Raw genomic sequence first — 18,408 nt, 5'->3', positions numbered from 1 at the left:
GCGCGGGCCTTTCAAGGAAATCGACCGGCGTGCTCGGCCTGCAATCTGGGTGGGGTGACTTCTGTGGCTTGAGTCACTAGAATGCTTGCCCTTGATTCTGGAGTCGGGCTATCGCCGGCTAACGTCTGTGCAACGAGGAATATCCATGCAAGTTTCTGTTGAAAACACTTCCGCTCTCGAGCGCCGCATGACCATCGCCGTTCCGGCCGAGCGCGTCGAGAACGAAGTCAACAAGCGTCTGCAGCAGACTGCCAAGCGCGCCAAGGTCGCGGGCTTCCGCCCAGGCAAGGTGCCGATGAGCGTGATCCGCCAGCGTTTTGAAGCCGATGCCCGTCAGGAAGCCTTCGGCGACCTGGTCCAGGCTTCCTTCTACGAAGCTATCGTCGAGCAGAAGCTGAACCCGGCTGGCGCTCCGGCCGTCGAGCCAAAATCTTTCGAAAAGGGCAAGGACCTCGAGTTCGTCGCCATCTTCGAAGTCTTCCCTGAGTTCACCGTTGCCGGTTTCGAGTCGATCGCCGTCGAGCGCCTGAGCGCTGAAGTGGCTGACGCCGACCTGGACAACATGCTGGAAGTCCTGCGCAAGCAGAACACCCGCTTCGAGGCTGCCGAGCGTGCCGCTGCAAACGACGACCAGGTCAACATCGACTTCGTCGGCAAGATCGACGGCGAAGCCTTCGCCGGCGGTTCGGCCCAGGGCACCCAGCTGGTACTGGGTTCCGGCCGCATGATCCCTGGCTTCGAAGAAGGCCTGGTGGGCGCCAAGGCGGGTGAAGAGCGCGTGGTCAACGTGACCTTCCCCGAGGACTACCAGAACCTCGACCTGGCAGGCAAAGCCGCCGAGTTCACCATTACCGTCAACAGCGTCAGCGCGCCTGTGCTGCCAGAGTTGAACGAAGCCTTCTTCGCTCAGTTCGGCATCAAGGAATCGACCCTGGAAGGTTTCCGCGCCGAGGTTCGCAAGAACATGGAGCGTGAGCTGCGCCAGGCGATCAAGACCAAGGTCAAGAACCAGGTCATGGACGGTCTGCTGGCCGCCAACCCGATCGAAGTGCCAAAGGCCCTGCAGGAGAACGAAGTCAACCGTCTGCGCGTGCAGGCTGTTCAGCAGTTCGGTGGCAACATCAAGCCAGACCAGCTGCCAGCCGAGCTGTTCGAAGAGCAGGCCAAGCGTCGCGTGGTCCTGGGCCTGATCGTCGCCGAAGTGGTCAAGCAGTTCGAACTCAAGCCTGATGAAGCCGAAGTTCGCAAGATGATCGAGGAAATGGCCTCGGCCTACCAGGAGCCTGAGCAGGTTGTGGCCTGGTACTACAAGAACGACCAGCAACTGAACGAAGTTCGTTCGGTTGTACTGGAAGAACAAGTTGTAGATACTGTCCTGCAGAAAGCGACTGTGACCGACAAATCGGTCTCGTACGAAGAAGCCGTCAAGCCAGCACAGGCAGCCGCCGACGCTGAGTAACAGGCTACTCTCGTAGGAAACCCCCACAAGCCAGCCTTCGCGCTGGCTTGTGTGTATTCAAGCCATGACTATTTGGGAGCGAGTGCAGGACATGTCCCGCAATTCTTATATTCAGCAAAGCTCTGACATCCAGGCCGCAGGCGGTCTGGTCCCGATGGTTATCGAGCAGTCCGCCCGTGGCGAACGTGCCTACGACATCTATTCACGCCTCCTCAAGGAGCGCGTGATCTTCCTGGTTGGCCCGGTAGAAGACTACATGGCCAACCTGGTGGTGGCGCAGCTCTTGTTCCTTGAAGCGGAAAACCCGGACAAGGATATCCATCTGTACATCAACTCCCCGGGCGGCTCGGTGACTGCCGGCATGTCGATCTACGACACCATGCAGTTCATCAAGCCGGACGTCTCGACCATCTGCATCGGCCAGGCCTGCAGCATGGGCGCCTTCCTGCTCGCGGCTGGTGCCGCCGGCAAGCGCCACTGCCTGCCGAACTCGCGGGTGATGATCCACCAGCCGCTCGGCGGCTTCCAGGGTCAGGCCACCGACATCGAGATCCACGCCCAGGAAATCCTCAACATCAAGGCGCGCCTGAACGAGCTGCTGGCCCATCACACCGGCCAGGACCTCGAGACCATCAAGCGCGACACCGAGCGCGACAACTTCATGAGCGCCGCGCGCGCGGCCGAGTACGGCCTGATCGACTCGGTCTACGACAAGCGGCAACTGGCATCCTGAAGCAATGCGCCAGAGCGGGTGGGCGCGGAATGCGCCCATCCGCGGACTTGAAAAAGCCAGCGATTGCCTTCATCTTGTGTTTCAAGCCTACCGGATTGGATCGATCGAATGACTGACACCCGTAACGGCGAGGACAACGGCAAATTGCTCTATTGCTCCTTCTGCGGCAAAAGCCAGCACGAAGTGCGCAAGTTGATTGCCGGCCCCTCGGTATTTATCTGCGACGAGTGCGTCGACCTGTGCAACGACATCATCCGTGAGGAGGTGCAGGAAGCCCAGGCCGAGAGCAGCGCGCACAAACTACCCTCGCCGAAAGAAATCAGCGGAATCCTGGACCAGTACGTCATTGGTCAGGAACGCGCCAAGAAGGTGCTGTCCGTAGCGGTGTACAACCACTACAAGCGCCTGAACCAGCGTGACAAGAAGGGCGACGAAGTCGAACTGGGCAAGAGCAACATCCTGCTGATCGGGCCAACTGGCTCGGGCAAGACCCTGCTCGCCGAGACGCTCGCGCGCCTGTTGAACGTACCGTTCACCATTGCCGACGCCACCACCCTGACCGAAGCCGGTTACGTGGGTGAGGATGTCGAGAACATCATTCAGAAACTGCTGCAAAAGTGCGACTACGACGTGGAAAAGGCCCAGATGGGCATTGTCTACATCGACGAGATCGACAAGATCTCGCGCAAGTCGGACAACCCGTCCATCACCCGTGACGTCTCGGGCGAGGGCGTGCAGCAGGCATTGCTGAAGCTGATCGAGGGCACCGTGGCCTCGGTACCGCCGCAGGGCGGTCGCAAGCACCCGCAACAGGAGTTCCTGCAGGTTGATACCCGCAATATCCTGTTCATCTGCGGTGGCGCGTTCTCGGGCCTGGAAAAGGTCATCCAGAACCGCTCCACCAAGGGCGGCATCGGCTTCAGCGCCGAAGTGCGCAGCAAGGAAGAGGGCAAGAAAGTCGGCGAGTCGCTGCGTGAAGTCGAGCCGGACGATCTGGTCAAGTTCGGCCTGATTCCGGAATTCGTCGGCCGTCTGCCGGTTCTGGCGACCCTGGACGAGCTGGACGAGGCTGCATTGATGCAGATCCTCACCGAGCCGAAGAACGCCTTGACCAAGCAATACGCCAAGCTGTTCGAGATGGAAAGCGTCGACCTCGAGTTCCGCAGCGATGCGCTCAAGGCCGTTGCCCGCAAGGCCCTGGAGCGCAAGACCGGCGCCCGTGGCCTGCGTTCGATCCTCGAAGGCGTGCTGCTCGACACCATGTACGAAATTCCTTCGCAGAAGGAAGTCAGCAAGGTGGTCATCGACGAGAGCGTCATCGAAGGCACCTCGCAGCCGCTGTTGATCTACGAGAACAGCGAGCCGCAAGCCAAGGCTGCCCCCGACGCCTGATCGGGCAAGGGTAGCGTGATGAAAAGGGGCCTTCGGGCCCCTTTTTGCATTTCATGGACTCGGCGCTTGTAATTTACCGGGGCTGCCCCCACATTAGCCCCAAGCACCATTTCCAAAGGTTTCCGGCCACAAGGCCGCTGTAGAGGCGAAATCATGAAGACCACCCTCGACTTGCCTCTTCTGCCATTGCGTGACGTTGTCGTCTATCCGCATATGGTCATCCCGCTGTTCGTGGGGCGTGAGAAGTCCATCGAGGCCCTTGAGGCCGCGATGACGGGCGAAAAGCAGATCCTCCTGCTGGCCCAGAAGAATCCCGCCGATGACGATCCAGGTGAAGACGCCCTGTATCGCGTGGGCACCGTCGCCACCGTTCTGCAACTGCTCAAGCTGCCCGATGGCACCGTCAAGGTGCTGGTCGAGGGCGAGCAGCGCGGCGCGGTCGAGCGCTTCAACGAAGTCGACGGCCATATCCGGGCCGAAGTCAGCCTGATCGACGAAACCGAGACCGCCGAGCGCGAGTCCGAGGTGTTCGTGCGCACCTTGCTGTCGCAGTTCGAGCAGTACGTGCAGCTGGGCAAGAAAGTCCCGGCCGAGGTGCTCTCCTCGCTCAACAGCATCGAGGAGCCCGGCCGCCTGGTCGACACCATGGCTGCGCACATGGCGCTGAAGATCGAGCAGAAGCAGGAGATCCTCGAGATCGTCGACCTGGCCGCGCGTGTCGAACACGTGCTGGCGTTGCTGGATGCCGAAATCGACCTGCTGCAGGTGGAGAAGCGCATCCGTGGCCGGGTCAAGAAACAAATGGAGCGCAGCCAGCGCGAGTACTACCTGAACGAGCAGATGAAGGCCATTCAGAAAGAACTCGGCGATGGCGACGAAGGCCACAACGAAATCGAGGAGCTGAAAAAGCGCATCGATGCCGCCGGCCTGCCGAAGGATGCCCTGGCCAAGGCCCAGGCCGAGCTGAACAAGCTCAAGCAGATGTCGCCGATGTCGGCCGAGGCCACCGTGGTGCGCTCCTACCTGGACTGGCTGGTGCAGGTGCCGTGGAAGGCCCAGAGCAAGGTGCGCCTGGACCTGGCCAAGGCCGAGGAAATCCTCGACGCGGACCACTACGGCCTGGAAGAGGTCAAGGAGCGCATCCTTGAGTACCTCGCCGTGCAGAAGCGGGTGAAGAAGATTCGTGGCCCGGTGCTGTGCCTGGTCGGCCCGCCTGGCGTGGGCAAGACCTCGCTGGCCGAGTCGATTGCAGCGGCCACCAACCGCAAGTTCGTGCGCATGGCCCTCGGTGGCGTGCGTGACGAGGCCGAGATCCGCGGCCACCGCCGTACCTACATCGGCTCGATGCCAGGGCGCCTGATCCAGAAGATGACCAAGGTTGGTGTACGCAATCCGCTGTTCTTGCTCGACGAAATCGACAAGATGGGCAGCGACATGCGCGGCGATCCGGCCTCGGCGTTGTTGGAGGTGCTCGACCCCGAGCAGAACCACAACTTCAACGACCATTACCTGGAAGTCGATTACGACCTCTCGGACGTGATGTTCCTGTGCACCTCGAACTCGATGAACATCCCGCCGGCGTTGCTGGACCGGATGGAAGTCATCCGCCTGCCGGGCTACACCGAGGACGAGAAGATCAACATCGCGGTCAAGTACCTGGTGCCCAAGCAGGTCAAGGCCAACGGTCTGAAGAAGGACGAGCTGGAGGTCGATGTCTCGGCCATCCGCGACATCATCCGCTACTACACCCGCGAAGCCGGCGTGCGTGGCCTGGAGCGGCAGATCGCCAAGGTCTGCCGCAAGGTGGTCAAGGAGCACACCGGGCACAAGCAGGTGAAGGTCAAGGTCAGCGGCGAGCAGCTCGAGCACCTGCTGGGCGTGCGTAAGTTCCGCTATGGCCTGGCCGAGCAGCAGGACCAGATCGGCCAGGTCACGGGCCTGGCCTGGACCCAGGTGGGCGGCGAATTGCTGACCATCGAGGCTGTGGTCATCCCTGGCAAGGGTCAGTTGATCAAGACCGGCTCGCTCGGCGACGTCATGGTCGAGTCGATCACGGCCGCGCAAACCGTTGTGCGCAGTCGCGCGCGTAGCCTGGGGATCGCTGCAGATTTCCACGAGAAGCACGACGTTCATATCCATATGCCCGAAGGCGCCACGCCCAAGGATGGCCCGAGCGCCGGTATCGGCATGTGCACCGCGCTGGTCTCGGCGCTGACCCAGATTCCGGTACGCGCCGATGTCGCAATGACCGGCGAGATCACCTTGCGTGGCCAGGTCCTGGCCATCGGTGGGCTCAAGGAAAAACTGCTGGCGGCACACCGCGGTGGAATCAAGACCGTGATCATTCCGGAAGAGAATGTTCGCGATCTCAAGGAGATTCCGGAAAATATCAAGCAGGATCTGCAGATCAAACCGGTCAAATGGATTGACGAAGTCCTCCAAATTGCGCTGCAATACGCCCCGGAGCCCTTGCCAGATGTGGCTCCGGAGATTGTCGCGAAAGATGAGAAGCGCGACGGCGATGCTAAGGAAAGAATCAGCACGCATTAGTACGTATTTCGCTGGGGGGCTTCGGTTGACAGCATTTTCGGCCCCTTGCTATAAAGCGGCACGCCAGTGTCAACAGGCCACCCAGCGCACGTTTCATAAGCTTTTCAATACATACTTAGAAACAAACTCAATAGTGATATAAGGGGACTTAGAGTGAACAAGTCGGAACTGATTGACGCTATCGCTGCATCGGCTGACATTTCCAAGGCTGCCGCTGGCAAAGCTCTGGACGCTGTGATCGACTCCGTGACCGGTGCCCTGAAAGCAGGCGACGACGTCGTCCTGGTCGGCTTCGGTACTTTCTCGGTCAAGGAGCGCGCCGAGCGCACCGGCCGCAACCCGCAAACCGGCAAGGCGATCAAGATCGCTGCCGCCAAGGTTCCAGGCTTCAAGGCTGGCAAGGGCCTGAAAGACGCCGTCAACTAAGTCGTCTTTCAGCCGGCCCGGGCACGCCTGGGCCGACCGCGTGACGGCGGGTCGCAAACGTTCCCGCTGGCACGCTCGCTTCGAGAAGGCGCATCCACTGGATGCGCCTTTCTTCTATCAGGACTCTACCCACGCTCCGCGGTTGTCGACGCAGTGGTACAACCGTTTCTGGGGGACGCATGCTGCAGAATATCAGGGACAATTCACAAGGTTGGATTGCCAAGACCATCATCGGCCTCATCGTCGTACTGATGGCGTTGACCGGCTTCGAGGCCATTTTCCAGGCCGCCAGCCATAGCCAGGACGCCGCCAAGGTGAACGGCCAGACCATCAGCCAGAACGAGCTGAGCCAGGCCGTGGACATGCAGCGCCGCCAGCTGATGCAACAGCTGGGCAAGGATTTCGACCCCGCGCTGCTGGACGACAAGATGCTGCGCGAAGCCGCGCTCAAAGGGCTGATCGATCGCAAGCTGCTGTTGCAGGGTGCCGAAGACGCCAAGTTCGCTTTCTCCGAGGCCGCGCTGGATCAGCTGATCCTGCAGACGCCTGAATTCCAGGTCGATGGCAAGTTCAGCGCCGAGCGCTTCGACGCCGTCATCCGCCAGATGGGTTACGGCCGCATGCAGTTCCGCGAGATGCTCGCCCAGGAAATGCTCATCGGCCAGCTGCGCACCGGCCTTGCCGGCAGCAGCTTCGTCACCGACAAGCAGGTCGAGGCATTCGCCCGCCTGGAGAAGCAGACCCGTGACTTCGCCTCGCTGACCTTCAAGGCCGATGCGGCCGCGGTCAAGGTGAGCGATGACGAGGTCAAGGCCCACTACGACCAGCACGCCAAGGAATTCATGACCCCCGACCAGGTGGTCATCGACTACATCGAGCTGAAGAAGTCGGCCTTCTTCGACCAGGTCAAGGTCAACGAGGACGAGCTCAAGGCCCTGTACGAGAAGGAAATCGCCAACCTCGGCGAGCAGCGCCATGCCGCGCACATCCTGATCGAAGTCAACGACAAGGCCACCGATGCCCAGGCCAAGGCCCGCATCGAGGAAATCCAGCAGCGCCTGGCCAAAGGCGAGGACTTCGCCAAGCTGGCCAAGGAGTTCTCCCAGGACCCAGGTTCGGCCAGCACCGGTGGTGACCTTGGCTTCGCCGGCCCTGGCGTGTACGACCCGGCCTTCGAGGAGGCGCTGTACAAGCTGAACAAGGACCAGGTGTCCGCGCCGGTGCGTACCGAGTACGGCTATCACCTGATCAAGCTGTTGGGCGTAGAGGCGCCGGATGTGCCGAGCTTCGCCAGCCTCAAGGACAAGCTGACCCATGAGCTGAAGACCCAGCAAGTGGAGCAGCGCTTCGTCGAGGCCACCAAGCAGCTCGAGGATGCCGCCTTCGAAGCTTCCGACCTGGCCCAGCCGGCCCAGGACCTGAACCTGAAGGTCCAGACTTCCACAGCCTTTGGTCGTGAAGGTGGCGAAGGCATCACCGCCAACCGCGCGGTGATCCAGGCCGCGTTCAGCGAGGAAGTGCTGGAAGAGGGCGCCAACAGCAACGGCATCGAGCTGGATCCGGAGACGGTGGTGGTCCTGCGCGTCAAGGAGCACCGCAAGCCCGAGCAGCTGCCACTGGAAGCCGTGGCCAGGAACATCAGCGCACACCTGGCCAAGGAAAAGGCGACCGCCGAGCTCAAGGCCAAGGCCGACACGCTGATCGCCGGCCTGCGTGATGGCTCGATCAAGGCCGCCAGCCAGAGCTGGAAGGTTCAGGAAGCGGCTACTCGTGGTCAGGACGGCATCGACCCGGTCGAACTGCAAGCCGTGTTCCGCCTGGGCAAGCCTGAGTCCAAGGACAAGCCGGTTTATGGCAGCGCGGTCCTGGGTGATGGCAGCCTGGTGGTCCTGCAGCTCAAGGGTGTCAACGAAGGCGCCGCGGCCACTGACGAGGAAAAGGCGCAGATCCGTCGTTACCTCGCTTCGCGTGCTGGTTCCCAGGACTTCGCGGCATACCGCAAGCAATTGGAAGGCAGCGCCGACATCACCCGTTACTGAGTGCTGTCGCGATGACGAAACAGGCCGCTTATGCGGCCTGTTTCGTTTTTCCTGAAGATCCCGTAGGAGCCGGCGTGCCGGCGAACACCGGCATGGCCGGTGCCAGCCACCGCGGCGCCTGGTTCGCCAGCAAGCTGGCTCCTGCGAGGCGGGGTACGCCGCAAACCTGTAGGAGCCGGCCTTGCCGGCGAACACCGGCCTTGCCGGTGCCATCCACCGCGGCGCCTGGTTCGCCAGCAAGGCTGGCTCCTACGGGCGGGGTACGCCGCAAACGTGTAGGAGCCGGCCTTGCCGGCGAACACCGGCATGGCCGGTGCCATCCACCGCGGCGCCTGGTTCGCCAGCAAGCTGGCTCCTACGAGGCGGGTACGCCGCAAACCTGTAGGAGCCGGCTTGCCGGCGAACACCGGTATAGCCGGTGCCCTCCACCGCGTTGCCTGGTTCGCCAGCAAGGCTGGCGCCTACGGGCTGGTTTGTCGGCCTTTGCCTAGCGCCGCTCGCCTTCGTGCGCATCCAGCGTGTCCCGAGCGATCTCCCGGCCCAGGGCAATCAGCTCCGGCGCCTTGTAGAACTCGAAGAACCGGCATACCCGCTTGGGCACGTTGATCAACACGTCCGGCGGGTACCCGGCGATCTTGTACTGCGCCAGCGACGTCTGCATCACTTCGAAGCTCTGGTTGATCAGGTCGAGCAACGACGCCGGGCCGACGTTGTCGACAATGAACGAACCCGTAGCCGACTTGGGCGCGCCTTCGCTCTGCGGCGCCGCTGCCGGTTGCTGGCCTTCCGGGTCGGCGCTGTCGCCCAGCCAGGGGTTGGGCGCGGCGAGCCCTTCAGCGACGATCTCCTGCTCAAGACGCATCAACTGCTCGGCCGGCTTGCGCCGAAACGGCAGGCGCGAGCCCAGCGAGCTGATCAGTGCATCGAAACGCATCTTGAACGCCGCCGGGCGCTCGATCACCGGCAACTGGTACTGCTTCTGGTTGGTGGCATTGAGGTTGACCGCGATGATCAGGTCGCAGTGGCTCGACACCACCGGCACGATTGGCAGCGGGTTGAGGATGCCGCCGTCGACCAGCATGCGGTTGCCTTGCACCACCGGGGTGAACAGGCTGGGAATCGCCGCCGAGGCGCGCATCGCCTGGTGCAGGCAGCCTTCCTGGAACCAGATTTCCTGCTGGTTGGTGAGGTCGGCGGCGACCGCCGTGTAGGGGATGCGCAGTTGCTCGATGTTGATCTCGCCGACGATCTTGCGGATCTGCCCGAACACCTTGTCGCCGCGGATGGCGCCCAGACGGAAGCTGACATCCACCAGGCGCAGCACGTCGAGGTAGTCCAGGCTCTCGATCCAGCTGCGGTATTCGTCGAGCTTGCCGGCGGCGTAGATGCCGCCGATCACCGCGCCCATGGAGCAGCCGGCGATACAGGCGATGTCGTAGCCGCGCCGTTCGATTTCCTCGATCACGCCAATATGCGCGTACCCCCGGGCCCCGCCGGAACCCAGTACCAATGCCACGCGTTTGCCCATGAGCCATTCCCCTTGCCAGTGCAACCATGGTCCAACAATGCACCTGTTGGTGCCTGTGCTTCAATGTAGTCCGCGCTGGACTACGCTGAGCAGGGCACTTTTCGTTTGCTTTGCCGTCGAACGGCGACCTTAGTTTCTCTCCCTCGAGGTATTACCGATGAAAGTCTGGATCACCCTTCCATTGCTGGTGCTGGCCCTGGCCGGTTGCGCAGGCAAGACGGCCTACCGCGACAGCTGCGCGACCCAGCTCGATGCCGCCTGGAAGGAACTGGACCTGGCCAAGGCCGAAGGCTTTGCCGGCACCGTGAGCTATTCCAAGGCGCTGTCGCTGTTGACCGGGGCCAAGACCCAGCAGCAGTTCGAAGGCTTCGAAGGGTGTACCCACAAGGCCGAGAAGGCGCGTTTCTACATCCGTGAGTCCCGCGCAGGCCGTTGATCAGGGAGTGCTTCATGTCCGCGATGCTCGATCATGTGGTTGCCCAGGTGCTTGCCCTGCAGGTTGGCTTGCTGGCTTGCCGCGAGCGCCTTGGCGCCGATACCGACAGCGAGGCGCTGCACGCGCTGCGCACCACCCTGCGGCGGCTGCGTAGCCTGTTGCGGCCGTTGCGCGGGCTGCCGGGTGTCGAACAACTGGAGGGCGCGGCGCGGGCGCTGGGCACCCTGACCACGCCATTGCGTGACCGCGAGGTGTTGGCTGCGCAACTGATCGGGCGCGGCCATGTGCAGGCCGGCGAGCGCCGCCAGGCGGGCAGGGCGCGGACCTTTGCCGATGTCGCGGCCAGCCCCCAGCTGGCCCGGGTGCTGGCGATTCTCGATGCCTTCCCGCTGTTCCTGCGCGCCGCCGCTCGTGAGGGCCTGGCGCGGCGCCTGGCCAAGCGTATCGACCAGCGTCTGGAAAAGCAGTGGCGCAAACTGGGCAAGGCCCTCGACGACCCGGCGCACGACCGCCATCGCCTGCGCCTGCTGATCAAGCGGGTGCGCTACGGCGACGAAGCCTACCCGCAACTCGACCATGCGGGGCGCAAGCTCCAGCGCTTGCTGAAGAAGGCCCAGGGCGATCTGGGCGATTGGCATGACCGCGTGCAATGGTTGCTGCAGGTACGCGAGTACAGTGACCTGGCCGGTTGCAAGGTGGCCTGGGAGCATGAACTGCATGCTGCCCAAGGCAAGGCTGACGTCACCCTCGAGGCCTTGCGCAAGGCTGTGGCACGCCGTTAGTTCCGGTAAATGACCGAAATGCGGGCTGCCGCTGGTGTATTCGCTGGTTAAGATCGGGCTTTTCCCGCAGGAGCCCAGGCACATGAACTTTACCGAATTGTTGGCGGCGGCACGCGAGCATCCCGAAGCGCTCAGCGTGCCGGCTACGTGGGCCCAGGGGCGCGCGGTGTTCGGCGGCCTGATGGCGGCGCTGGTGCACGAGGCGATGCGCCAGAAGCTGGTGGATGACCGGCCGGTGCGTTCCCTGGCCATCACCTTCGTCGGCCCGGCGGCGCCGGATGTGCCGATCAGCCTGGAGGTGGAAGTGCTGCGCGCGGGCAAGGCGGTCAGCACCTTGCTGGGACGCGCGGTGCAGGATGGCCAGGTGGTGACCCTGGTGCAGGGCAGCTTTGGCGCGGGGCGACCGTCGGCGGTGACGGTCGAGGCGCAGCCAGCGATGGCGCTCAAGCCGCTTGAGCAGGCCGCGCCCGAACTGCCCTACATCAAGGGCGTGACGCCCGAGTTCATGCGCCATGTGGCATTGCGCTGGGCGGTGGGCGGCTTGCCGTTCAGTGGCAACGACGCTCGCCACATGGGTGGCTGGGTGCGCCTGCGCGATGTGCCCGAGGGGCCGGTGGAAGTCGCGCACCTGCTGGCGCTGGTCGATGCCTGGCCGCCAAGTCTGATGCCGTTCCTCAAGCAGCCGGCCGCCGGCAGCACGCTGACCTGGACCATCGAGTTCGTGCAGCCTGTGGCGCAGTTGTCGACGCTCGATTGGTGCCGTTACGTGGTCGAGACCGAGCATGCGCGGGAGGGTTATGGGCATGCGGCCGCGGCGTTGTGGACGGCGCAAGGGCAGTTGCTGGCATTGAGCCGGCAGACGGTGACGGTGTTCGCCTGAGGTATCTGCGGCGAACTGATCGCGGGGCAAGCCCGCTCCCACAGGCGCCACTGGCGTGGGGGCGGGCTTGCCCCGCGATGCTTTCAATCAATGCCGGTGCTTGTGGCGTTCGCGCCAGGCCCGCCACCAGGCGCCGCTCAGCACGAAGCGCGGGAAGGTGATGAACTGCTCGGTGAGCAAGCGCTGCACGGCATCCTTGCGGTTGGCGAAGGGCTCCGGTTGCTCGGCCTCCAGGCGATGCCCCTGGCGCTGCAAGCCCAGCCCCGCGATCAAGGCGATGATGCCGACGGCGATCTGCGACAGGTCCAGGCCGAACACCCCCGACAGCACCAGCAGCGCGCCCAGGATGAACAGTGGCACGGCGATCAGGTGCAGCACCAGGTTGGTGGGGTGGCGGTGGTTGTGGTGGTAGCCGCGCCATTGCCAGGCGGGCAGGTTGGGCAGTCGTTTGCTCATGGACAGTTCCTCACAGACATGTCCAAAGCTTAGTGCGGCCCCCGGGAGGGGGCCAATCGAGGCTGGCTATGGTCGCCATAGCCGCGCGGGCTCAGAGTTTGAGTTGGCCGATGGCCTTGTTCAGCTCGCCGGCCAGGGTCGCCAGCTCGTTGCTGGTGGTGGCCGAGCCGACGGTCTGTTGCACGGTTTGCTCGGTGACGTCACGGATGCTCACCACGGCGCGGTTCATCTCTTCGGCCACCTGGCTCTGCTGCTCGGCGGCGACGGCGATCTGGGTATTGCTTTCGCGCATCTGCGCCACGGCGCTGGTGATCTCGGCCAGGGCTTCGTGAGCCTCGCGCGCCTGCTTGACGCAATCGTCGGCCTTGTACGAGCTTTCCTGCATGAAGTCCACCGCGTCGCGGGTGCCGGCCTGCAGGTCGGCGACCATGGTGGTGATCTCGTCGGTGGAGGTCTGCACGCGCTTGGCCAGGTTGCGCACTTCGTCGGCGACCACGGCGAAGCCGCGGCCCAGGTCACCGGCGCGGGCGGCCTCGATGGCAGCGTTGAGGGCCAGCAGGTTGGTCTGTTCGGCAATGCTGTGGATCACCCCGACCACGCCGTTGATCTTCTGGCTGTCATCGGCCAGTTGGCGAATCATCTCGGCGGTCTGCTGCACGCCGCTGGACAGCCCGGCGATCGAATCCTGTACCCGGCTGACCACGGCCTGGCCGCTGCCGGCCAGGGTGTCGGCAGTTTGCGACAGGTCGCGGGTGGCGCCGGCATGCTGGGCGATATGGTGCACGGTGGCGGTCATTTCGTTGATCGCGGTGGCGGCCTGGTCGGTCTCGCTCTGCTGGCCGATCATGCCGTGACGCACCTCGTCCATGCTGCCGGCCAGGCGCGCGGCACCGGAGTCGAGCTGGCCGGCGGTGCGGGCCACGGTGCTGACCACGCGGTGGTAGGTGGTCTGCATGGCGTTGAAGGCGCCGGCCATCTGCCCGACTTCGTCGCCACAGGCCAGCGGTACGCGGGCCGACAGGTCGCCGGTTTTCTCCACGTGCAGCATCACGTCCTTCAGGGTGTTGAGCTGGCTGAGCAGGAAGCGGATCAGCAATTGCGAGGCACCGAGCATGGCCAGCATGAGGATCAGCACGCACACCGCATAATTGCTGAAACGATCGAAATACACCTGGCGCAGGCTTGGCGACTGGGCCACCACCGCCAGGTGCGTGTCGCCCTGGCGGAACACCTGGGCACCGCGCAGCGGGTTGTCGCCCAGTATCCAGGCGCCAGGCAGCTCGACCCAGCCTTGGCCGTCGCGCAGGGCTTCGAGGGGTTCGCCGGCAAATTGCGGAGTCTGGCCGTTGCGCCAGCTGATCAGGTTGGCCTGGGCCGGCAGGGCCTGCCCGGCAGGCCAGGCGGCGAGCAGCTCGGCCTGGGCCTGGGCTTGCGCCTGGGCGCCGGTGGCGCGGGCCTGTTGCTCCAGGTACACGGCATAGAGCACCAGCATCAAGGTGGTGACGAAGGCCACCGCATTGACGGCCCAGAACTTGTACTTCAGGGAAATATTGCTAAGCCAGGCACCCATGGTAGGTCTTCTCTGAATTGGCGGAAACATTATTGGCAAGGTGCCATCATTGTGCCTGCCAGGGCCAGAGGGGGCGTTGATATGTATCAAGAAACCACAGGCAGGCCGAAGAACGCCCGGGCACAGGCGCTGGTGTGGGCGGCGGTGTGCGCAGGGTCCTCGCCACGGTGCAGGGCCACCTCGCGCAGCACCTGCGGGAGGTAGGCCGGTTCGTTGCGGCCATTTTTGGGCTTGGGACGCAGGCTGCGCGGCAGCAGGTAGGGGGCGTCGCTTTCGAGCATCAGGCGGCCTTCGGCGATGTTGCCGACCAGTGGGTGCAGGTGCGTGCCGCGGCGCTCGTCGCAGATCCAGCCGGTGATGCCGATGTGCAGGTCCAGGTCGAGGTAGGCGAACAGCGCCTGGCGCTCGCCAGTGAAGCAGTGCACCACGGCGCCAGGCAAGTGGTCGCGGTAGGCCTTGAGGATCGCCAGCAGGCGCTCGCTGGCCTCGCGTTCATGGAGAAACACCGGCAGGCCCAGTTCGGCGGCCAACGCCAGTTGCGCCTCCAGGGCTTTTTCCTGCAGGGGACGGGGCGAGAAGTCGCGGTTGAAGTCCAGGCCGCATTCGCCTACGGCCTTGACCCGCGGCTGGGCCAGCAGCTCGCGCAACTGGCGCTCGCTGCTGGCGTTCCAGTGGCTGGCGTCATGGGGGTGGACACCGGCGGTGCTGAACAGGCGCTGGCCAGGTTCGTCCAGGCGTTGGCACAGCGCCTGCGCTTGGGCGCTGACCTCAAGGCTCGTGCCGGTGAGGACCATCTGTGCCACGCCGGCCTGTACGGCGCGCTCGACGACGGCCGCCTGCTGGTCGTGGAAACTGCTGTTGGTCAGGTTGACGCCGATATCGATCAGTTGCATGGTGCTACCTCGTGCCGCGGGGCGGCCAGCATAGCAAAAACCGGGATTTCGCGAAAAACCCCAGAACTTCAACCGTTTGCCGTGGTCTTTTGCGGTCATTTATCACGGATCGATCACTGCGCATGGTGCCTGCCAACCGCCCTCGGACGCCTTCCTCGATGCTGCGAACCCTGCTGACCGTCCTGATGTTGTCCGGCCTGGCGCTGGCCGTGCCGGTGGCTGCCGGCCAGGCCGGGCCGCAGCAGCATGTACCGGCCGGCAAGGCCCGTGACCTGGCGCAGATCCGCAGCAGCAAGGTGTTGCGGGTGTTGGTCAACCAGAGCCGTAACAGCTCCGGCGAGGTCAAGGGCGAGCCAGTGGGGGTCGAGTACTACCGCCTGCGCGCCCTCGAGCACTACCTCAACGCACGGGTTGCCGATGGCCAGGAAATCGCCCTGAAGATCATCCCGCGGGCCAAGGAGCAGTTGCTGGGGGCGTTGCAGCGTGGCGAGGGCGACCTGGCCGCGCCCGGCGAGCTGCTCGACCCAAGCCTGGTGCGCGGCGTCGACGCCAGCGCGCCGGTGGTCGACCAGGTGCCGTTGCAACTGGTCGGGCGCAAGGGCGGGCGCAGCTATAGCCGGGTCGAGCAACTGTCCGGGCGCACCATCGCCCTGACCAGTGCCAGCGCCGCCGGGCCGGCGATCCAGGTGATCAACCAGCAATTGGCGCTGCGCAAGCGCCCGCCGATCAAGGTCGAGTGGGTCGACCCGACGCTGGCGGTGGAGGATGTGCTGGAGATGGTCCAGGCCGGTATTTATCCGTTGACCGTGGTCGAGCGGCCGATCGCCCAGCGCTGGGCGCGGGTGATGCCGAAGCTGCGGGTGGACAGCAAGCTGCAGCTGGCCCGGCCCGATGCCATGCGCTGGTACGTGCGCCAGGACGCGCCGATGTTTCAGGCCGCGGTCGATCGCTTTCTCGCCGGATACCGCGCGCCGGACAACCAGGATGCCGCCTTCGAACGCATCTACCGGCGCCAGTACCGGGTGCACAACCCGTTGGCGCGCAAGGACCGCCAGCGCCTCGAAGCACTGCGTCCGGTGCTGCAAAAGCACGGCGGCGACCAGCAGTTCGACTGGTTGAACCTGGCGGCGCTGGCGTTCAAGGAATCCACCCTCGACCCCAAGGCGCGCGGCACTGGCGGCGCCCATGGCCTGATGCAGATCACTCCGTCGGCGGCGCAGCGGGTCGGAGTGAGCAACACCGCCACGGTCGATGGCAATGTCCAGGCCAGCGCCCGTTACCTGGCGATGCTGCGCCGCAAGTTCTTCGCCAGCGCGCAGCTCAACGAGCGCGAACGCATGGCGTTCATCCTGGCGGCCTACAACCTCGGTCCCGAGCGGGTCCAGGCCATGCGGGCCGAGGCCCGTCGCCGCGGGCTCAACGGCAACCAGTGGTTCTTCCAGACCGAGCGCGTCGCCATGGAGCAGGTGGGCATGGGGCCGGTGAACTTCGTCAATAGCGTCAACAAGTACTACCTCGCGTTCAACCGCGAGCGGGCTTCCCTGGAGCGGGTGGCCAAGCGCTAGTTAAATCTAATTTATCGATTGTTTTTACGCGATAATTGCGATTTTCTTATTCGCTTAATTGATTAAGATGGCGCTCATTCAACACACACCTGCTCATACCCAAGGAAGCAAAAGATCATGAACCACTCCCTCAAAGCCCTGTTCGCCACCCGCGCCGGTTATGGCCTGAGCGTCGTACGCATCCTGGTCGGCGTCATCTTCATGGCCCACGGCGCGCAGAAACTGTTCGGCCTGTTCGGGGGCTATGGCCTGGAAGGCACCGGCCAGTGGATGGAAAGCATCGGCCTGGCGCCGGGCTACCTGATGGCCTTGCTGTCCGGCAGCGCCGAGTTCTTCGGCGGCCTGGCCCTGGTGATCGGCCTCCTGGCCCGCCCGGCGGCGCTGGCGCTGGCGGTGACCCTGGTGGTGGCGATCTTCTCGGTGCACATCAACAATGGGCTGTTCATGTCCAACAATGGCTATGAGTTCGCCCTGGCGCTGCTGGCCGGTAGTGTCGCGGTGCTGATCGAAGGTGCCGGTCGTTTCTCTCTCGACCGCTTGATTGCCCGCTGACACGACTGCAAGGCGCAAGCCACTCGCTTTCAGCTTGGGGCTTGCAGCTTGCGGCTAATCTGCTCTAGCATACCGACTGCGCCGATTTAAACAGCTACTTGCGGGGCGCAGGAGAAGCCCCTCTCGCGGCGCTCTCCGAAATACCGCTAAAGCGCTGGTTCGGTGACGCCTCCCACCGCTGCCCAGCGGGATCAGCGAGGCGGAGAGAGACTCCATGAGTTGCCCACGTACCAGTGTCTGCTTGACCCCCCTGGCCAAGAACCAGGCTTCCCGAACCCCGCGCATCCTGCTCGGCGGCCAGCATCAACCCACGCTTTTGCGCAACCTCGATGGCTTCTCTCGACGCAAGGGCCAGGCCTGTGCCTTCCTTATCCAGTTCGCCGATGATTGCGAACGGCTCGGCCAGTACGCCAACGACCGTTTCGACCTCGCGGTGATCCAGGCCCCCGAGGCCGAGGATGCCGCCGAAGTCATCGGCCAGTTGACCCGTATCGCCCGCCAGGGCCTGATCACCCGTCGTTGAGGCCGTGTCGCCGCCGATCGTTTTTCGTTAAGCTCGGTCATTCGCAGGGCGCTCGGCGCCCATCGAGGCACTGAGGAGACAGGCGTTGAGCACCAATATCATCACCACGGCAGGTCATCAGGCCCTGAAGCAGGAGCTAGACCATCTGTGGCGGGTCTATCGCCCGGAGATCACCCAGAAGGTCACCTGGGCGGCCTCGCTGGGTGACCGCAGCGAGAACGCCGACTACCAGTACAACAAGAAGCTGCTGCGCGAGATCGACCGTCGCGTGCGCTACCTGCGCAAGCGCCTGGAAGACGTCAAGGTGGTCGAGTATTCACCGCAGCAGGAAGGCAAGGTGTTCTTCGGCGCCTGGGTGGAGATCGAGAACGACGACGGCGAGCAACTGACGTTTCGCATCGTCGGCTACGACGAGATTCACGGGCGCAACGACTATATCTCCATCGACTCGCCCATGGCCCGGGCGCTGCTCAAGAAGGCCGAGGGCGACGAGGTACTGGTGCACACCCCCACGGGTGAGGCGACCTGGTATGTGAACAGCATCCGCTACAACCTCTAGCTGGCGCAGAACTCAAGGCCATTCCCGATCCCTGTAGGAGCGGCCTCGTGTCGCGAAAGGGCTGC

17 protein-coding genes are annotated in these 18,408 nt (G+C 63.9%); 13 read left to right on the top strand and 4 right to left on the bottom strand.

What is annotated here, in order from left to right; all coding sequences use genetic code 11:
- The first annotated feature begins 145 nt into the window (after positions 1-145).
- The 6 genes from tig (at position 146) to KSS95_RS18405 (ending at position 8,599) form a co-directional block, all read left to right on the top strand.
- A complete protein-coding gene (gene tig / locus KSS95_RS18430) occupies positions 146-1,459 on the top strand; it encodes a trigger factor (protein WP_217848528.1) in 1,314 nt (437 codons plus the stop codon).
- 91 nt (positions 1,460-1,550) lie between these two features.
- Positions 1,551-2,192 (top strand): ATP-dependent Clp endopeptidase proteolytic subunit ClpP, encoded by a 642-nt coding sequence (gene clpP, locus KSS95_RS18425; protein WP_043213484.1) that lies wholly within the window; start codon positions 1,551-1,553, stop codon positions 2,190-2,192.
- A gap of 108 nt (positions 2,193-2,300) precedes the next feature.
- A complete protein-coding gene (gene clpX, locus KSS95_RS18420) occupies positions 2,301-3,584 on the top strand; it encodes an ATP-dependent Clp protease ATP-binding subunit ClpX (RefSeq protein WP_217848526.1) in 1,284 nt (427 codons plus the stop codon).
- A 153-nt stretch (positions 3,585-3,737) separates the two neighbouring features.
- Positions 3,738-6,134 carry an endopeptidase La gene (gene lon, locus KSS95_RS18415; RefSeq protein WP_134690164.1) on the top strand — a complete coding sequence of 799 codons (2,397 nt, stop codon included), beginning with the start codon at positions 3,738-3,740 and terminating at the stop codon, positions 6,132-6,134.
- A gap of 153 nt (positions 6,135-6,287) precedes the next feature.
- Positions 6,288-6,560 (top strand): nucleoid-associated protein HU-beta, encoded by a 273-nt coding sequence (hupB, locus tag KSS95_RS18410; protein ID WP_103448168.1) that lies wholly within the window; start codon positions 6,288-6,290, stop codon positions 6,558-6,560.
- A gap of 179 nt (positions 6,561-6,739) precedes the next feature.
- Positions 6,740-8,599, top strand: coding sequence for a SurA N-terminal domain-containing protein (locus KSS95_RS18405; RefSeq protein ID WP_217848524.1), 1,860 nt, complete (start codon positions 6,740-6,742; stop codon positions 8,597-8,599).
- Between the two features lie 487 nt (positions 8,600-9,086).
- On the opposite strand, the gene KSS95_RS18400 is transcribed toward KSS95_RS18405, so the two are convergent.
- Positions 9,087-10,127 carry a patatin-like phospholipase family protein gene (locus tag KSS95_RS18400; RefSeq protein WP_217848522.1) on the bottom strand — a complete coding sequence of 347 codons (1,041 nt, stop codon included), beginning with the start codon at positions 10,125-10,127 and terminating at the stop codon, positions 9,087-9,089.
- Positions 10,128-10,284: 157 nt separating this feature from the next.
- On the opposite strand from KSS95_RS18400, the gene KSS95_RS18395 reads away from it, so the two are divergent.
- From KSS95_RS18395 to KSS95_RS18385, 3 genes are all read left to right on the top strand, one after another.
- Positions 10,285-10,563, top strand: a complete 279-nt coding sequence (locus KSS95_RS18395) for a hypothetical protein (RefSeq protein WP_217848521.1) — start codon at positions 10,285-10,287, stop codon at positions 10,561-10,563.
- A gap of 14 nt (positions 10,564-10,577) precedes the next feature.
- Positions 10,578-11,345: a CHAD domain-containing protein gene (locus tag KSS95_RS18390; protein ID WP_217848519.1), complete on the top strand. Its 768-nt coding sequence runs from the start codon at positions 10,578-10,580 to the stop codon at positions 11,343-11,345.
- 82 nt (positions 11,346-11,427) lie between these two features.
- On the top strand, positions 11,428-12,225 hold the full coding sequence (locus tag KSS95_RS18385; protein ID WP_217848517.1) for an acyl-CoA thioesterase: 798 nt from the start codon (positions 11,428-11,430) through the stop codon (positions 12,223-12,225).
- A gap of 87 nt (positions 12,226-12,312) precedes the next feature.
- Here KSS95_RS18385 and KSS95_RS18380 read toward each other — a convergent pair whose 3' ends face one another.
- From KSS95_RS18380 to KSS95_RS18370, 3 genes are all read right to left on the bottom strand, one after another.
- Positions 12,313-12,681 carry an Mpo1-like protein gene (locus KSS95_RS18380; RefSeq protein ID WP_217848515.1) on the bottom strand — a complete coding sequence of 123 codons (369 nt, stop codon included), beginning with the start codon at positions 12,679-12,681 and terminating at the stop codon, positions 12,313-12,315.
- A gap of 91 nt (positions 12,682-12,772) precedes the next feature.
- Entirely contained in the window at positions 12,773-14,251 is a 1,479-nt protein-coding gene (locus tag KSS95_RS18375) for a methyl-accepting chemotaxis protein (RefSeq protein ID WP_217848513.1), read from the bottom strand.
- Between the two features lie 86 nt (positions 14,252-14,337).
- Positions 14,338-15,144 carry a TatD family hydrolase gene (locus KSS95_RS18370; RefSeq protein ID WP_217848511.1) on the bottom strand — a complete coding sequence of 269 codons (807 nt, stop codon included), beginning with the start codon at positions 15,142-15,144 and terminating at the stop codon, positions 14,338-14,340.
- 158 nt (positions 15,145-15,302) lie between these two features.
- On the opposite strand from KSS95_RS18370, the gene KSS95_RS18365 reads away from it, so the two are divergent.
- The 4 genes from KSS95_RS18365 to greB all read left to right on the top strand — a co-directional run bounded on the left by KSS95_RS18365 (position 15,303) and on the right by greB (position 18,343).
- A complete protein-coding gene (locus KSS95_RS18365) occupies positions 15,303-16,709 on the top strand; it encodes an MltF family protein (RefSeq protein WP_217848510.1) in 1,407 nt (468 codons plus the stop codon).
- A gap of 117 nt (positions 16,710-16,826) precedes the next feature.
- Positions 16,827-17,261: a DoxX family protein gene (locus KSS95_RS18360; RefSeq protein ID WP_290444640.1), complete on the top strand. Its 435-nt coding sequence runs from the start codon at positions 16,827-16,829 to the stop codon at positions 17,259-17,261.
- Between the two features lie 214 nt (positions 17,262-17,475).
- Positions 17,476-17,784, top strand: a complete 309-nt coding sequence (locus KSS95_RS18355) for a hypothetical protein (RefSeq protein WP_217848509.1) — start codon at positions 17,476-17,478, stop codon at positions 17,782-17,784.
- A gap of 85 nt (positions 17,785-17,869) precedes the next feature.
- Positions 17,870-18,343, top strand: coding sequence for a transcription elongation factor GreB (gene greB / locus KSS95_RS18350; protein ID WP_217848508.1), 474 nt, complete (start codon positions 17,870-17,872; stop codon positions 18,341-18,343).
- Positions 18,344-18,408: the final 65 nt, after the last annotated feature.

It is taken from the genome of Pseudomonas muyukensis (genome assembly GCF_019139535.1).
GTDB classification, from domain to species: Bacteria; Pseudomonadota; Gammaproteobacteria; order Pseudomonadales; family Pseudomonadaceae; genus Aquipseudomonas; species Aquipseudomonas muyukensis.
This window is presented reverse-complemented; position numbering and strand designations above follow the sequence as displayed.

Coding starts and splice junctions, on each gene's coding strand:
- tig (WP_217848528.1), top strand. CDS start 146: ATGCAAGTTTCTGTTGAAAACACTTCCGCTCTCGAGCGCCGCATGACC.
- clpP (WP_043213484.1), top strand. CDS start 1,551: ATGTCCCGCAATTCTTATATTCAGCAAAGCTCTGACATCCAGGCCGCA.
- clpX (WP_217848526.1), top strand. CDS start 2,301: ATGACTGACACCCGTAACGGCGAGGACAACGGCAAATTGCTCTATTGC.
- lon (WP_134690164.1), top strand. CDS start 3,738: ATGAAGACCACCCTCGACTTGCCTCTTCTGCCATTGCGTGACGTTGTC.
- KSS95_RS18405 (WP_217848524.1), top strand. CDS start 6,740: ATGCTGCAGAATATCAGGGACAATTCACAAGGTTGGATTGCCAAGACC.
- KSS95_RS18400 (WP_217848522.1), bottom strand. CDS start 10,127: ATGGGCAAACGCGTGGCATTGGTACTGGGTTCCGGCGGGGCCCGGGGG.
- KSS95_RS18395 (WP_217848521.1), top strand. CDS start 10,285: ATGAAAGTCTGGATCACCCTTCCATTGCTGGTGCTGGCCCTGGCCGGT.
- KSS95_RS18390 (WP_217848519.1), top strand. CDS start 10,578: ATGTCCGCGATGCTCGATCATGTGGTTGCCCAGGTGCTTGCCCTGCAG.
- KSS95_RS18385 (WP_217848517.1), top strand. CDS start 11,428: ATGAACTTTACCGAATTGTTGGCGGCGGCACGCGAGCATCCCGAAGCG.
- KSS95_RS18380 (WP_217848515.1), bottom strand. CDS start 12,681: ATGAGCAAACGACTGCCCAACCTGCCCGCCTGGCAATGGCGCGGCTAC.
- KSS95_RS18375 (WP_217848513.1), bottom strand. CDS start 14,251: ATGGGTGCCTGGCTTAGCAATATTTCCCTGAAGTACAAGTTCTGGGCC.
- KSS95_RS18370 (WP_217848511.1), bottom strand. CDS start 15,144: ATGCAACTGATCGATATCGGCGTCAACCTGACCAACAGCAGTTTCCAC.
- KSS95_RS18365 (WP_217848510.1), top strand. CDS start 15,303: ATGCTGCGAACCCTGCTGACCGTCCTGATGTTGTCCGGCCTGGCGCTG.
- KSS95_RS18360 (WP_290444640.1), top strand. CDS start 16,827: ATGAACCACTCCCTCAAAGCCCTGTTCGCCACCCGCGCCGGTTATGGC.
- KSS95_RS18355 (WP_217848509.1), top strand. CDS start 17,476: ATGAGTTGCCCACGTACCAGTGTCTGCTTGACCCCCCTGGCCAAGAAC.